Source organism: Blattabacterium cuenoti (assembly GCF_014252455.1).
GTDB lineage: Bacteria > Bacteroidota > Bacteroidia > Flavobacteriales > Blattabacteriaceae > Blattabacterium > Blattabacterium cuenoti_R.
This window is the reverse complement of record NZ_CP060245.1, coordinates 274,624-289,174: the sequence shown is the minus strand read 5'-3', so window position 1 is coordinate 289,174 and position 14,551 is coordinate 274,624. Positions and strand designations below refer to the sequence as shown.

Here is a 14,551-nt window from a genome sequence, read left to right as displayed (position 1 = left end):
ATCTAAATATTGGAAATCCAAATCACTTTTTTAGTTTGAAAAAAAGGTTCTTGAAAATAATTCATTAGAGGATATTCTATTGCATGAGGAAATTTTTTTAATTCCTCATAAAGGATTCCTCCTTTTAGATATAAGGCTCCATTTTGAATATGATTATTAGATTTGTATTTAAATTTATTTTTTATAAAATTATGAATTTTATATATTTTATCTACATATCTGCTAACTACAAAATCAAATTTATTTTCTAATTTTTCTGCACGTATACAAATAGCATGCGCATTATTTAATCTTAAATGAAAAATAATTTTTTCTAATATTTTAATTTTTTTATGAATAGAATCCACTAATATAAATTCTGTATTAGGAAAAACGATAGATAAAGGAATTCCTGGAAATCCCCCTCCTGTTCCTAAATCCATTACACTAGATCCAGGATAAAAAGTAAAAACTTTAGCAATTCCTAAACAAAAAAGAACATGTTTTTGATAAAAACAATTGTAAAATGTTTTTCTAGAAATAAGATTGACAGAAGCATTCCAATAGGCATATAAATTTTTTAAAGAGAATAATTGATCAATTTGTTTATTCAATAGATTTGGAAAATATTTTTTAATCAATTCCATATTCATAAATTTATAATCAAATTTATTTAGATTTGTAATCATTTCAAATTTTCTATCTATGAAAAATAGATTATCCCACCGTTTACAAAATATTTCTTATTCTCAAACTTTATATATGTCTCAGAAAGCTAGAGAATTAAGAAATAAAGGATACGACATTATTAACTTGAGTATAGGAGAACCTAATTTTTATCCACCGGATTTTATTTTAAATGCGGCAAAAAAAGCTATTGATGAAGGATATCATTACTATACTCCAGTATCCGGATATTTAGAACTTAGAAAAATAATATGCAAAAAATTTTATCGTGATAATGGGTTGAAATATACTCCATCTCAAATTGTAGTTTCTACTGGGGGGAAACAATCGATTATGAATGTTTTTTTATCTGTTTTAAACAAAAATGATGAAGTAATTATTCCCTCTCCCTATTGGGTAAGTTATTATCAAATGGTAAAATTGTGTGAAGCTATTCCTGTGATTATACCAACCAATATGAAAACAAATTTCAAAATTAATCCAAAACAGTTAGAAAAAGTTATTACTCATAAAACCAAATTATTTATTTTTAGCACACCATGTAATCCTACGGGGAGTGTTTATTCTTATCAAGAATTAGAAGATTTAGTAAAAATTTTTAAAAAATATCCAAAAATACTTATTCTTTCAGATGAAATTTATGAACATATTTGTTATGCAGAAAAACATACTAGTATTGCTATTTTTTCTGATATTCATCATCAAGTCATTACTTTAAATGGATTATCTAAAGCTTTTTCTATGACTGGATGGAGAATTGGATATATTGGTGCTACAGAATGGATTTCTAAGGCTTGTGAAAAAATACAGGGTCAAATCACTTCTTGTGCTAATTCTATAGCACAACGTGCAGCTATTTCTGCATTACTAGCTTCCCCAACGAAAATTGTAGATATGATCAAAGAATTTAAAAAAAGAAGAAATCTAGTTTTAGATATGATGAAAGAAATCCCTGGATTTCAGTTTAATAAACCGAACGGAGCTTTTTATGTCTTTCCAAATGTTTCAGATATTTTTGGAAAAAAATTCAATGGAAAAATTATTAAAAATTCGGATGAATTATCTAATTTTCTTCTTGAAAAAGCTCAAGTAGCTATTGTTAGTGGAAGTGCTTTTGGAGATAATGAAAGTATACGTATTTCTTATTCATCCAAAGATGATCAAATTATAGAAGCCTTTACAAGAATAAAAAAAGTATTAAAATAATAAATAATTGAATATTTTATATGTAGTATGGGTGGACGACCGGATTCGAACCGGCGACCCTCAGAACCACAATCTGAAGCTCTAAACCAACTGAGCTACGTCCACCATAATATGTTTTATTATACCAAATATATAAATCAATTCATTTATTGACAAAAACTTTCGATAATTTTTTTACAAAAAGAAAATAACTCACTATAAATCCATTTTAAGATGAATTTTTTTTCTTTAATAGGATATAAAAGATGAACATTAGCACCTGCATCTAAGGTAAAATAGAGATTTTTTTTGCTTTGTTTTCTAAAATCCCATACTTTATAAAGTACGTTAATTGTATTGGGTTTCATACATAAAAAATAGGGATCAGAGGTCATAATCATAGCATGAAGAGTCAAAGCTTCATGTTCTATTAATTTTCCAAATTCTTTAAAATCTCCCATTTTTAATATGGATATAAGTCTATTCATATTTTTATGAGCACATTTTAATCTAGACTTAGCATAAGGGTTATTACTCATGAATTGATGTCCTGTGGAACTTAATATTTTTTTAGGTGTTTCATCTATGACTAAAATAGTATCTAATATTTTTGTAAAAATGGGGTGGACTTTATAAGGATAAGGGATAGCATAAAGATTATTACTATTTTTTATAGATTTATGATAGCCCCAAACTACAAGTCCAGGATATATAGATCTACAGGCACTTCCAGATCCTAATCTGGATAAAAAAGAAGCTTTTTTTAAAAAAAAATCTTCTTTCAAAGAAGAAACTAACTTTTTTTCTATTTCCATGATACATAAAGATAAAGCACTCATGGAGGAAGCAGAAGAAGCTATACCACTACTATGTGGAAAATTATTATAAGTTTCTATAACAAAATTAAAATATTGTAAATAAGAACAATAAAATGAAATTCTATGAAAAAATTTTAAAATTTTTGGAAGAAAACTTTTTTTTTCTTTTCCAGAAAAAAAAAGTTTGATAGATCTTTTTTTTCTTTCTATCATAGAAAAACTTAATCTAGTTACCGTGTAAACCTCTCCTAGAGTGTAACTCATAGAAGAATTCAATGGAATTTGAATTTTATTTTGTTTCTTTCCCCAATATTTTATCAAAGCTATATTGGAAGGACTTTTTTTTGTTACTACTCCATTTGAAATTATAGAATATTTTTTTGTATTAAAAAAAAACTTTTTTTCAAATATTTTCACAAAAAAAACGATGTTATTCGTTATATGTTTATTTTTTTATATATTTTAACATTTTTTTATCGTCTAATTCTCCTTCAGAACGAGCAATTACACAACTAGCTAATCCATTTCCTATAACATTTACGGTAGTACGAGCCATATCCATTAATTCATCTATTCCTATAATAGCTAAAATAGGCCAATTCGGTAATCCGAAAGTAGCTACGGTAGCTAGAAGAATCACTAAAGAAGCTCTAGGAACTCCAGCGACACCTTTACTAGTTAAAATTAAAGTTAACCCTATAAATATTTGTTTACTAAAGCTTAAAGGGATTCCAGATGCTTGTGCTACAAATACAGTAGCTAAAGATAAATAAAGAGTTGTTCCATCTAAGTTAAAACTATAACCTGTAGGAATCACAAAAGCAATAATTTTTCTTGGAACACCTAATTTTTCTAAATTTTCCATAAGAAGAGGTAAGGCTGATTCGGAACTGGTTGTTGCAAAAGCTAAGGATACGGGTTCTGTTAATGCTTTTACGAATCCTTTTAAAGGAACTTTTATATATAAAATAATAGGAAATAAAACTACTATCAAAAATATCATCAAAGCAATATAAAGCGTCAATAATAATTGAAATAAATTATATAATATATCTAACCCCATATGTCCTACAGTATAAGCTATAGCGGATCCTATTCCTATAGGAGCAAAATACATAATAATTTTAGTAAATTTAAACATGATCTCTGAAAGACTCTCTGCAAATAACAATATCGGATTTCGTTTTTTTTCATCCAAAAAAACCATAGATATCCCAAATATGACAGAAAATACCACAATAGGTAATACATCTCCATGATATATGGATTTAATAAAATTTTCTGGAAAAACATGAAGTATCATTTCTTGCCAAGATTTGCTTTCTACTTTTGGTAATTGTTGCTCCGTTATTCCCTTAGGGATCACAATTCCTACTCCAGCTTGAGATATATTAATGGCAATTAGACCAATAAATAAGGCTAAAGTCGTCACTATTTCGAAATAAAGTAAGGATTTCCATCCCATACTCCCTAATTGTTTAATGTTAGAATGACTCGCTATTCCTACTACTAAAGTGGAAAATAATATAGGAGCTATAATAGTTTTAATCATCCTCAAAAATATTTGAGATAAAAATCTCAATTCTATAGCAATTTTTGGTTGATCTATTCCTACTTCTATTCCTATAATGATGGATAACAAGATCCAAGTGGTTAAATCTTTTTTCATAAAAGCATAAAATATGAAAATAGATATAACGAAATATCTGAATAAGCAAAGAGTAAATTTATCCAATCCTAAAAAAGATTGTGATAAGTGAATCAATCCATAGGATAAAACACTTAAAAATGCTAGTAGTAAAATTTTTTCTTTTTTTACTTTCATTCCAATACTCATTTTGTAAAATTCAACATATACGGAAACAGACCCGTAGGGACTCGAACCCCAACTTACAGAACCAAAATCTGCTGTGCTACCGTTACACAACGGGTCTAAAAATGTAAATATATACCATTTTTTTTATATTATAATTAGATCTAATTTTAAACTATTTTTTCATATTATCCGATATGAGAGTAATTTTTTCATTTATCAAAAAATATATGCATAATTTTGATTAAATTTAAATTAAAAATTATGTCTGTTAGAATACGTTTAAAAAGAATTGGGAAAAAACATAGACCTATTTATCATATAGTAGTAGCTGATTCTCGTGCACCACGAGATGGAAAATTTATTGAAAAATTAGGAACTTATAATCCTCATATGAATCCTCCTTACACCGTATTAAAAATGCAAAAATCGGTATCATGGTTAATAAAAGGAGCACAACCTACAGATACGGTAAGATCCATTTTTTCTAAAAATGGGGTTTTATTTAAAAAACATTTATTAAAAGGAGTTAAAAAGGGTGTTTTTAGCCATGAAGTAGCAAATCATAAATTTGATTTATGGTTAAAAAAAGAAAAGACTGATAGTAAGTAACGTAACAGGAAAAAATCATCTTTTTTTTATGTAATGTAAAAATATAAAAAAAAGTCCTAAAATCATTCTATAATATCCGAATAATTTAAAATTATTTTTTTTTAGAAAAAACATAAAATATTTAATAGATATTATTCCTGTAATGAAAGCCACTATATTTCCAATAATTAATAATCCTATTTCTTGTAAAAAAAGTTCTCTAGATTTTATTGGATAAATCAAAAATAGACGAAAATTAAATGGAAAATTGAAATAAGTTAATTTAAAATAATAATCAAATAATTTTTTACATGTAGCCATGATAATCACTGGGATAGATAAAAAAAAAGAAAATTCCATTGCATGTATTCTATGAATATTTTGTAGCATACAAGTAGTTATAGTAGTAGCACTTCTAGATATTCCTGGAATAATAGCTAGACATTGGCTTATACCAATGATAAAAGATTGAAAATAAGTAATACAATTACTTTTATAAAAAAAATTTTTTACATAATAATTTTCTACTAGTAAAAGGACTATTCCTCCTATAAAAATAGAAATAGCGACAATCAATGGATTGTATAAAAAATTGGGGATATTTTTCAATAAAAAACCAAAAATTCCTATAGGAAAACTAGCTATTAAAATTTTTATATAAAAATCCCATGATTGAAAAAATAATTTTTTTCTATAAAAAAAAACAACCGAAAAAACAGCTCCCATTTGAACAGATATTAAAAATAAATTAGTAATTTTTTTTTCTAATATACCCATCATAGATGCTATAAGGATCATATGTCCTGTAGAAGAAATAGGAAAAAATTCTGTAATACCTTCAATAATACCTAATAATATGTATTGAATGTATTGAGTATAATTCATTAATGATTTTTTTTATAATATATTAAAAAAATTAAATATCAATTTTTGCATAAATAGCATGTTTTTCTATGAAATCTCTACGTGGTGGGACTTCATCTCCCATTAATATGGAAAATATTTTCTCTGTTTCATCCAGGTTATTTATATGAACACTACGTAAGGTTCTTTTTTTGGGGTTCATAGTCGTTTCCCAAAGTTGTTCTGCATTCATTTCTCCTAATCCTTTGTAACGTTGCACATTGATATTTTTTCTTCCTCCTATTTTATGGATAATTTTTTCTCTTTCTTGATCACTCCAAGCATATTGATAATAATTTCCTTTTCGTATTAAATAAAGTGGAGGCGTAGCAATATAAATGTGTCCTTTTTCTATTAATGGTTTCATATACCTAAAAAATAATGTTAAAATTAAAGTAGAAATATGACTACCATCTATATCCGCATCTGTCATAATAATAATTTTATTATATCTAAGTTTTTGAATATTTAAATTTTTTTTCTCTTCTTCTGTAGTAGAAATAGAAACGCCTAAAGAAGTAAATATATTTTTTATTTCTTCATTTTCAAATATTTTATACGTAAGAGCTTTTTCTACATTAAGAATTTTACCTCTTAAAGGTAAGATAGCTTGAAAATTTCTATCTCTTCCTTGTTTAGCCGTACCACCTGCAGAATCTCCTTCTACTAAATAAATTTCACAATTTACTGGATTATTACAAGAGCAATCCGCTAATTTTCCAGGTAAAATACTATTGGATATAATATTTTTTTTTTGTATTAATTCACGAGCTTTTTTAGAAGCTTTACGTGCTTTAGCGGCTAAAAAAATTTTAGAAATAATTTTTTTTCTATCATTAGGATATTCTTCTAGATAATTGTTCAATCTTTCTCCAACAATTTTATCTACAATTCCTCCTATTTCATGATTGCTTAATTTTGTTTTAGTTTGTCCTTCAAATTGCGGATTCATTACTCTTATAGATATTATGGCTGTAAGTCCTTCTCGGATATCCTCTCCCGTACATTCTACTTTATCTTTAGTAGTAGAAAATGGGACCTCTACATATTTTTTTAATGTTCTGGTTAAAGCTCTTCTAAATCCAGTAAGATGAGTACCTCCCTCAGAGGTATTAATATTATTAACATAAGAATAAATTTTTTCTTTGAAAGAAGTATTATATTGCATCGCCACTTCTAAAAAGGTATTTCCTTTTTTTTCTTCAATAAGAAGAATATTTTTTGTTAAAAATTCTTTATTTTTATCTATAATAGTAATATATTCTTTTAATCCATTTTTAGAAAAAAAATATTCTTTTTTAGGAAACTCTTTATTTCTTTCGTCTTTTAAAAATAAGCACAATCCTTTATTTAGAAAAGCTAATTCTTGCAACCGTTTAGCCAATATTTCATATTTATAAGTGATAGAAGTAAAAATAGAATGATCCGCTAAATAATGAATTTTGGTTCCTTTCTTATGAGTTTTTCCTAAACATTTTACATTATCTATAGCTTTTCCTTTAAAATATTCTTGTTGATAAACTTTTCCGTTACGATAAACCGTCACTATAAGTTTTATGGATAAGGCATTCACACAAGAGATTCCAACACCATGTAATCCTCCAGATACTTTATAGGATTTTTTGTCAAATTTTCCACCAGCTCCAATTTTAGTCATCACTACTTCAAGAGCCGATTTTCCTTCTTTTTTATGAATTTCAATGGGAATGCCTCTCCCATTATCCAGGACGGTTATAAATCCATTTTTATGAATAGTTACCCATATTTTATTACAATACCCAGCTAAAGATTCATCTACAGAATTATCTATGACTTCATAAACTAAATGATGTAAGCCTCTGGATCCTCTGTCTCCAATATACATCGAAGGTCTCATTCTTATATGTTCAATTCCTTCTAGAGATTGTATGCTATCTGCCGTATAATCTGTTTTTTTATTATTCATAATTCATATTATAAATTTTTTATATATAAAAATTTATAGTTTTCTTTATATTAAAGATAGAAAAAATTTAAAAAATGTGAATTCGTGAAAATTTGGGAAAAAAAAATATATAATAATAATAAAGAAATAGAATATTTTACTTCAGGAAAAGATTCGAAATTAGATTTACTTTTAGCACCACATGATGTTATTGGGACTATAGCTCATATCATTATGTTAGAAAGTGTTGGATTATTACATAAAAAGGATTTAGAAATTTTAATAAAAGAATTACGTAATATTTATATACACGAAATATTAACTAATAATTTTAAAATAAATGAAGGAATAGAAGATATTCATTCTCAAATAGAATTTTTGTTAACAGATCGTTTAGGAGAAGTAGGAAAAAAAATTCATAGTGGTCGATCTAGAAATGATCAAATATTGGTAGATTTAAAATTATTTATTCGGACAAAAATGAAAGAAATTGTTTTAATGGTCTATTCTTTATTTGATTTATTATTAAAATTAAGTGAAAAATATAAAAATATATTAATGCCTGGGTATACTCATTATCAAATTGCTATGCCCTCTTCTTTTGGACTATGGTTTTCTGCATATGCAGAAAGTTTAATAGATGATATGTTATTAATTCATACTGCTTATCGTATTACAAATAAAAATCCTTTAGGGTCCGCCGCTGGGTATGGATCTTCTTTTCCTTTAAATCGTAAAATGACAACGGAATTATTAGGATTTGAAAATTTAAATTATAATGTAATATATGCTCAAATGGGACGTGGGAAAATGGAAAGGATAGTAACAGAAGCACTTGCTTCTTTAGCAAGAACTTTGAGTAAAATGGCCCAAGATATTTGTTTATATTTAAATCAAAATTTCAATTTTATTAGTTTTCCTGATTATATGACTACTGGATCTAGTATTATGCCTCACAAAAAAAATCCAGATGTTTTTGAACTTATACGAGCTAAATGTAATAGAATTACTTCATTACCCAATGAAATTTCTTTAATTACATCTAATTTATGTTCTGGATATCATAGAGATTTTCAAATTATTAAAGAAAGATTTTTACCTGTTTTCGATGAATTAAAAAAATGCTTTTTCATATTTAAAAATATGATTAATCATATCGTAGTAAGAAAAAATATTCTTAAAGAGAAGAAGTATCAATACATATTCAGTGTAGAAGTAGTACATCAACTTGTTAAAAAAGGATATTCATTTAGAGAAGCTTATAAAAAAGTAGGTGTAAATATTCAAAATGGATGTTTTGAGCCTTTTACGAAAGTTAATTATTCTCATGTAGGAAGTATAGGGAATTTGTGTAATAATAATCTTAGGGAAATGATGAAAATTTTGATAAAAAAATTTAATTTTGAAAAAAATAAAAAAGTCATTGAACGATTAATTTATGGTAAAAAAACATAAAACTATTTTTTTTTTATAGATTTTTTATATAACCATTCTTTTATTTTTTTATGATGTCCGGATAAAAGAATTTTTGGGACAGACCACCCTTTATAAATAAAGGGACGTGTGTAAATAGGATTAGCAGCCAAGTTTTTTCTTTGAAAAGAATCTGTTTCCATAGAATCTGGATTATTTAGGACACCAGGTAACAATCTGGAAATAGACTCTACTACTACAGCGGAAGCTAATTCACCACCAGATAAAACATAAGGACCTATAGATATTTCTTGAGTAATTAAGTGATCTCTAATCCGTTGATCAATTCCTTTATAACGACCACAAAGAATTATAATATTTTTCTTTTCAGTTAAATATTCCGCATATTTTTGTGAAAAAAGTTTTCCATCAGGAGTCATAAATATTGTTTCATCATAATCTCTTTCTGAAAATAGTTGATGAAAACATTGATATACTGGCTCTATTCGAAGAACCATCCCCCCCTCTCCCCCATAAGGATAATCATCAATTTTTTTACGATGTCCTAAACCATATTTTCGTAAATTATGAATATAAATTTCTAGTATACCTTTATTGATAGCTTTTTTAATAATAGCATGTGAAAAAGGGCCATGAAGTATTTCAGGTATTACGCTAATAATATCTATACGCATAAAATACAATATACATTATGATAATGAAAAAATTTTACCTTTGTGAATAATTTGTAAGAATGAGTTGTATAGTATCTATAGTAGGACGTCCTAATGTTGGTAAATCGACCCTATTTAACCGTATAGTAGGACGAAGAAAAGCTATCGTTCATGTAAAAAGTGGAGTTACAAGAGATCGTATCTATGGAGAATCTGAATGGAATGGGGTACATTTTTATATAGTAGATACAGGAGGGTATACTTATAATATGGATAAAAAGGATATTCTTCATCAAGAAATTAAAAAACAAATTTTAATAGCAGTAAAAGAAGCTGATGTCGTTTTATTTTTAGTTGATATACAAATAGGATTAATAGATACCGATATAGAAATCTCACAAATACTTAGAAAGTGTCAAAAAAAATATATTATATTAGTAGTCAATAAAGTAGATAACGGAAAATATATGTATTCTGATACAGACTTTTTTCGTTTAGGATTTGATAATTATTACTGTATATCTTCTATAAATGGAAGTGGTACGGGGGAATTACTAGATAGAGTAATAGAAATAATAGTAAAAGAAAAAAAAAAACCAAAAATAGAAAAAAAAGAAATGATTCCCCGTTTTTCTATAATAGGACGTCCTAATGTTGGAAAATCAACATTGATTAATTCTTTTTTAGATAAAAATCATCATATTGTAACAAATATTTCTGGTACTACTATAGATAGTTTAGATGTTTTTTACAAAAAATTAGGATATAAATGTATTTTAGTGGATACCCCTGGAGTAAGAAAAAAATCAAAAATTAGTGAAAATATTGAATTTTATTCTACGATGAGAACGGTAAAAACCATTGAATATACAGATATTTGTTTTTTAATGGTAGATGCGTTTCGTGGATGGGAATCTCAGGATAGACATATTTTTAAATTAGTTGAAAAATATCAAAAAGGAATAATAATTCTAATTAATAAATGGGATTTATTTAGTAATAAAAATCAATTAATGAAGAAAAATTTCGAAATTTTTATTCGAAAAAACATAGCTCCATTTGATAATGTTCCGATACTTTTTATCTCAGCTAAAGAGAAATATGGGCTATCCAATATTATTCCCATAGCTTATCAAATTTTTGACATACGTAAAAAAAAATTAAAAACAAAAATTTTAAATAGAGTAATGTTACCAATTATTAAAAAAAACCCTCCTACTTCTATAAAAAAGAAGTGTATTACAATAAAATATTGTACGCAGTTGCCTACATATACACCTAAATTTATTTTTTTCTCTAATTTTCCTCAGTATATTAAAGAATCTTATAAAAGATTTATTGAAAAAAAAATTCGTTATTTTTTTGATTTTAAAGGGGTTCCTATACAAATTTTTTTTAGAAAAAAAAAATAATTTCATATTTGTTTTTAAGTGATAACACATTTAAGAGGAAAATTAATTGAAAAAAATACATCTTATTTAATCATAGATTGTAACGGAATAGGATATTATATTCATATATCCTCGTATACCTATTTTTCTTTCTTAGAAGAAGAAGGAAAAGAAATATATATATATACTTATTACTTTATTAAAGAACATCAACATGTTTTGTATGGTTTTATTGATAAAATAGAAAGAAAAATATTTACTCATTTGATATCTGTGAATGGTATAGGTCCAAGTTTAGCTCTCACTTTATTATCTTCATTAACTCCATATGAAATAGAAAAAACTATAGAGAAAGAAGATATAAAAGGATTACATAAGGTTAAGGGGATAGGGATAAAAACGGCTAAAAGAATTATCATAGAACTTAAAGATAAATTGAATCATAGTAGTAGTATTGATTCTAAAGAAACAAATATCAATTTTTTAGAAAAAAAACCTTCTTTTATACAACAAAAAGAAGCTTTAAGTGCTTTGATCGTTTTAGGTTTTTCTCCTAAAAAATCTCAAAAAGTTTTGGAATCTATTTTAGATAAAAATCCAGAATTTACTGTAGAAAAATTAATCAAAGAATCTTTAAAAAAATTGTAAAAAATTATTGCCCAAAAAAAATAATATACTTTTTTTTTTTCGTGTAAAATTAATTAATACTTACCTCTTTTCTTTATATTATGATATTATGAAACTTTTTTATCCATCAATTATAGTGATTCTTTTTGTATTATCTATTTTTGATCTTATTGTGGGGGTGATTAATGATGCCGTAAATTTTCTAAATTCAGCGATTGGATCTAAAGTAGCTTCTCGTAGAACTATCATGATTTTTTCTAGTTTAGGTATTTTATTGGGATCTATTTTATCTAGTGGAATGATGGAAGTAGCAAGAAAAGGTATTTTTAATCCTTCTTATTTTTATTTTTCAGATCTTACTTTTATTTTTTTATCTGTGATGATATCCGATATTATTTTATTGGATGTTTTTAATACTTTAGGGTTACCTACTTCTACTACAGTTTCTATGGTTTTTTGTTTATTAGGAGGAGCATTCATCATTTCCATAATAAAAATGTCTTCCCCATTAAATCATGAACCACTTCATCATTTAAGTCAATACATTAAAGCGGAGAAAATATTGACAATTGTAATAGGCATTTTTTTATCTATTATAATATCTTTTACTTCCGGAGCTTTGATTCACTATTTTATTCGTTTATTATTAAGTTTTGAATATAAAAATAGATTAAAATATGTAGGAGTTATATGGGCTGCTATTTCATTAAGTAGTATGACCTATTTTATCATTTTTAGAGGACTTCATAGTGCTTTACAAGGATTTAGGGAAGATCATTTAACAGGATTATCTTTATGTATCCAATATTTTATTAAGTGGATACACCATAATTTTTTTATTTTTTTATTTTTATTATTTTCAACATGGACTATAATTTCAAAAATATTCGTTTCTTTAGGATATAATATTTTAAAATTTGTTGTATTATATGGAACTTTTTCTTTATCAATGGCTTTTTCTGGAAATGATTTAGTAAATTTTATAGGAATTCCTATAGCTAGTATTCAATCTTATAAAATATGGAAAGAAGCAGGAAGTCCTACAGCAGAAAAATTCAATATGAAAGGTTTGTCTGATAATGTACAAGTTCCATCATTAGTGTTAATTAGCTCAGGAATTATTATGATATTAACACTTTTTTTTTCTAAAAAAACAAAAAATATCACCAGTACGGAACTTAATTTAAGTAGACAGAATGAAGGAAATGAAAAATTTTTATCTAATTCTTTTTCAAGAGGAATTGTTCGATTTTTTTTATATTTTGGAAATAAATTTTTTAAATTATTTCCGAAACGATTTTTGGTTAAAATAGAAAAAAATTTTAAACAAAAAATACAACAAGAGGATAATGTTGCTTTTGATCTAGTTAGAGCTTCTGCTAATTTAACTATATCAAGTATCTTAATATCCATAGCTACTGTACAAAAACTACCACTATCGACTACTTTTGTTACTTTTATGGTTTCTATGGGGACTTCTCTTTCGGATAGAGCTTGGGATAGAGAAAGTGCTGTTTACCGAGTATCCGGAGTTTTAAAAGTAATAAGAGGTTGGTTTTTAACCGGATTTATCGCATTTGCAATGTCAGGTATAACGGCCTCTTTTTTATATTTTTTAAAGGACTGGGCACTTATATTTTTTATTTTTTTAATTATATTTATTTTTTACAAAAATTATCAAAAATGTAAATATCAAAAATTGAAAGAAAAAAAAATTATTATTGAAATAGGGGTGATGAATTTAGGTAAAAATTTCATCAACAAAACTTCGGATATTTTAGAAAATTTTATTCAATCTATCGAAAATATTTATACGAAAAGTATAAAAGGAATTACTCAAGATAATTTAAAAAACCTTCAATATAATAGAACACACTTTTTAAAAATAAAAGAAAATTTTACGTATATACAAAATACTTTAATTCAAGTTATTAGAAATAATAAAAAAAATGAATCTATTTCTGCAGGTATACTTTATCTACAAAAATATAACAAAACAAAAGATATTATAGAATCCGCAGATATTATTACTTATCGGACTTTATTACATGTTATTAATAGTCATAAACCTTTAAAATATAGGCAAAAAAATAATTTAATGCTTCTAGATCATTTTATGATGCAATATTTCAAATTAATAAAACAAATAACCTTTTATAGAAATTTTAAACAAATAAAATTGAATCATACAATAAAAATTAAAATTCTAAAAACTATAGAGGATCAAATTAATCAACAGGTTATGGGGATCATACATCAAAAATATGGAACGAAAAATACCTTATTAATGTTGGACCTACTTTTGCAATCAAAAAAAATTACAGAAAAAATAGAAGAGATTCTTCTCCTATATCATAAGGTATAGGTAGTATTTTAAAAAAAATTAATACGAATACGCTTATTATCATCATATCATATTACATCCACACCCGTATGTCGGATAAATACATTATTACTAAAACTTCGAATTCATCAATATCAATTCCCCCTATTTTATGGTTTTAATGTAAAAAAAATGGATCTTATATTATTATCCCGTTTTTTTT

At 25.8% G+C, this 14,551-nt stretch carries 12 protein-coding genes and 2 tRNA genes; 6 read left to right on the top strand and 8 right to left on the bottom strand.

Translation table 11 applies throughout. From position 1 onward, the window contains the following. Positions 1 to 2: 2 nt before the first annotated feature. Complete coding sequence (rsmG, locus tag H0H56_RS01385; protein WP_185874114.1) at positions 3 to 626, bottom strand: 16S rRNA (guanine(527)-N(7))-methyltransferase RsmG; 624 nt, start codon at positions 624 to 626, stop codon at positions 3 to 5. Positions 627 to 684: 58 nt separating this feature from the next. On the opposite strand from rsmG, the gene H0H56_RS01380 reads away from it, so the two are divergent. Beyond that, positions 685 to 1,872, top strand: coding sequence for a pyridoxal phosphate-dependent aminotransferase (locus tag H0H56_RS01380; protein WP_185874082.1), 1,188 nt, complete (start codon positions 685 to 687; stop codon positions 1,870 to 1,872). A 30-nt stretch (positions 1,873 to 1,902) separates the two neighbouring features. Here the strand turns inward: H0H56_RS01380 and H0H56_RS01375 are convergent. The 4 genes from H0H56_RS01375 to H0H56_RS01360 form a co-directional block, all read right to left on the bottom strand. Then, a tRNA-His gene (locus tag H0H56_RS01375) sits at positions 1,903 to 1,977 on the bottom strand. Between the two features lie 41 nt (positions 1,978 to 2,018). Beyond that, on the bottom strand, positions 2,019 to 3,080 hold the full coding sequence (locus tag H0H56_RS01370) for a diphosphomevalonate/mevalonate 3,5-bisphosphate decarboxylase family protein (protein ID WP_185874113.1): 1,062 nt from the start codon (positions 3,078 to 3,080) through the stop codon (positions 2,019 to 2,021). Between the two features lie 34 nt (positions 3,081 to 3,114). Continuing rightward, the gene (locus H0H56_RS01365) at positions 3,115 to 4,506 is read right to left on the bottom strand and encodes a dicarboxylate/amino acid:cation symporter (RefSeq protein WP_185874081.1); all 1,392 of its coding nucleotides are present in this window, start codon (positions 4,504 to 4,506) and stop codon (positions 3,115 to 3,117) included. 26 nt (positions 4,507 to 4,532) lie between these two features. Continuing rightward, a tRNA-Gln gene (locus H0H56_RS01360) sits at positions 4,533 to 4,603 on the bottom strand. Between the two features lie 143 nt (positions 4,604 to 4,746). On the opposite strand from H0H56_RS01360, the gene rpsP reads away from it, so the two are divergent. Next, the gene (gene rpsP, locus H0H56_RS01355; RefSeq protein WP_185874080.1) at positions 4,747 to 5,094 is read left to right on the top strand and encodes a 30S ribosomal protein S16; all 348 of its coding nucleotides are present in this window, start codon (positions 4,747 to 4,749) and stop codon (positions 5,092 to 5,094) included. Positions 5,095 to 5,109: 15 nt separating this feature from the next. Here rpsP and H0H56_RS01350 read toward each other — a convergent pair whose 3' ends face one another. Next, positions 5,110 to 5,958, bottom strand: a complete 849-nt coding sequence (locus H0H56_RS01350) for an undecaprenyl-diphosphate phosphatase (protein WP_185874079.1) — start codon at positions 5,956 to 5,958, stop codon at positions 5,110 to 5,112. A 31-nt stretch (positions 5,959 to 5,989) separates the two neighbouring features. Next, positions 5,990 to 7,921 (bottom strand): DNA topoisomerase (ATP-hydrolyzing) subunit B, encoded by a 1,932-nt coding sequence (gene gyrB, locus H0H56_RS01345; protein ID WP_185874078.1) that lies wholly within the window; start codon positions 7,919 to 7,921, stop codon positions 5,990 to 5,992. 84 nt (positions 7,922 to 8,005) lie between these two features. Between gyrB and argH the strand changes: the two genes are divergently transcribed. Continuing rightward, on the top strand, positions 8,006 to 9,355 hold the full coding sequence (argH, locus tag H0H56_RS01340; protein ID WP_185874077.1) for an argininosuccinate lyase: 1,350 nt from the start codon (positions 8,006 to 8,008) through the stop codon (positions 9,353 to 9,355). A gap of 2 nt (positions 9,356 to 9,357) precedes the next feature. Here argH and trmD read toward each other — a convergent pair whose 3' ends face one another. Then, on the bottom strand, positions 9,358 to 10,008 hold the full coding sequence (gene trmD, locus H0H56_RS01335; protein ID WP_185874076.1) for a tRNA (guanosine(37)-N1)-methyltransferase TrmD: 651 nt from the start codon (positions 10,006 to 10,008) through the stop codon (positions 9,358 to 9,360). A gap of 59 nt (positions 10,009 to 10,067) precedes the next feature. On the opposite strand from trmD, the gene der reads away from it, so the two are divergent. The 3 genes from der to H0H56_RS01320 all read left to right on the top strand — a co-directional run bounded on the left by der (position 10,068) and on the right by H0H56_RS01320 (position 14,370). Further along, positions 10,068 to 11,399, top strand: coding sequence for a ribosome biogenesis GTPase Der (gene der / locus H0H56_RS01330; RefSeq protein ID WP_185874075.1), 1,332 nt, complete (start codon positions 10,068 to 10,070; stop codon positions 11,397 to 11,399). 18 nt (positions 11,400 to 11,417) lie between these two features. Beyond that, positions 11,418 to 12,026 (top strand): Holliday junction branch migration protein RuvA, encoded by a 609-nt coding sequence (gene ruvA / locus H0H56_RS01325; RefSeq protein ID WP_185874074.1) that lies wholly within the window; start codon positions 11,418 to 11,420, stop codon positions 12,024 to 12,026. An 88-nt stretch (positions 12,027 to 12,114) separates the two neighbouring features. Then, a complete protein-coding gene (locus H0H56_RS01320; RefSeq protein ID WP_185874073.1) occupies positions 12,115 to 14,370 on the top strand; it encodes an inorganic phosphate transporter in 2,256 nt (751 codons plus the stop codon). Positions 14,371 to 14,551: the final 181 nt, after the last annotated feature.

Coding starts and splice junctions, on each gene's coding strand:
- H0H56_RS01350 (WP_185874079.1), bottom strand. CDS start 5,958: ATGAATTATACTCAATACATTCAATACATATTATTAGGTATTATTGAA.
- H0H56_RS01380 (WP_185874082.1), top strand. CDS start 685: ATGAAAAATAGATTATCCCACCGTTTACAAAATATTTCTTATTCTCAA.
- H0H56_RS01320 (WP_185874073.1), top strand. CDS start 12,115: ATGAAACTTTTTTATCCATCAATTATAGTGATTCTTTTTGTATTATCT.
- rpsP (WP_185874080.1), top strand. CDS start 4,747: ATGTCTGTTAGAATACGTTTAAAAAGAATTGGGAAAAAACATAGACCT.
- rsmG (WP_185874114.1), bottom strand. CDS start 626: ATGGAATTGATTAAAAAATATTTTCCAAATCTATTGAATAAACAAATT.
- gyrB (WP_185874078.1), bottom strand. CDS start 7,921: ATGAATAATAAAAAAACAGATTATACGGCAGATAGCATACAATCTCTA.
- der (WP_185874075.1), top strand. CDS start 10,068: ATGAGTTGTATAGTATCTATAGTAGGACGTCCTAATGTTGGTAAATCG.
- H0H56_RS01365 (WP_185874081.1), bottom strand. CDS start 4,506: ATGAGTATTGGAATGAAAGTAAAAAAAGAAAAAATTTTACTACTAGCA.
- trmD (WP_185874076.1), bottom strand. CDS start 10,008: ATGCGTATAGATATTATTAGCGTAATACCTGAAATACTTCATGGCCCT.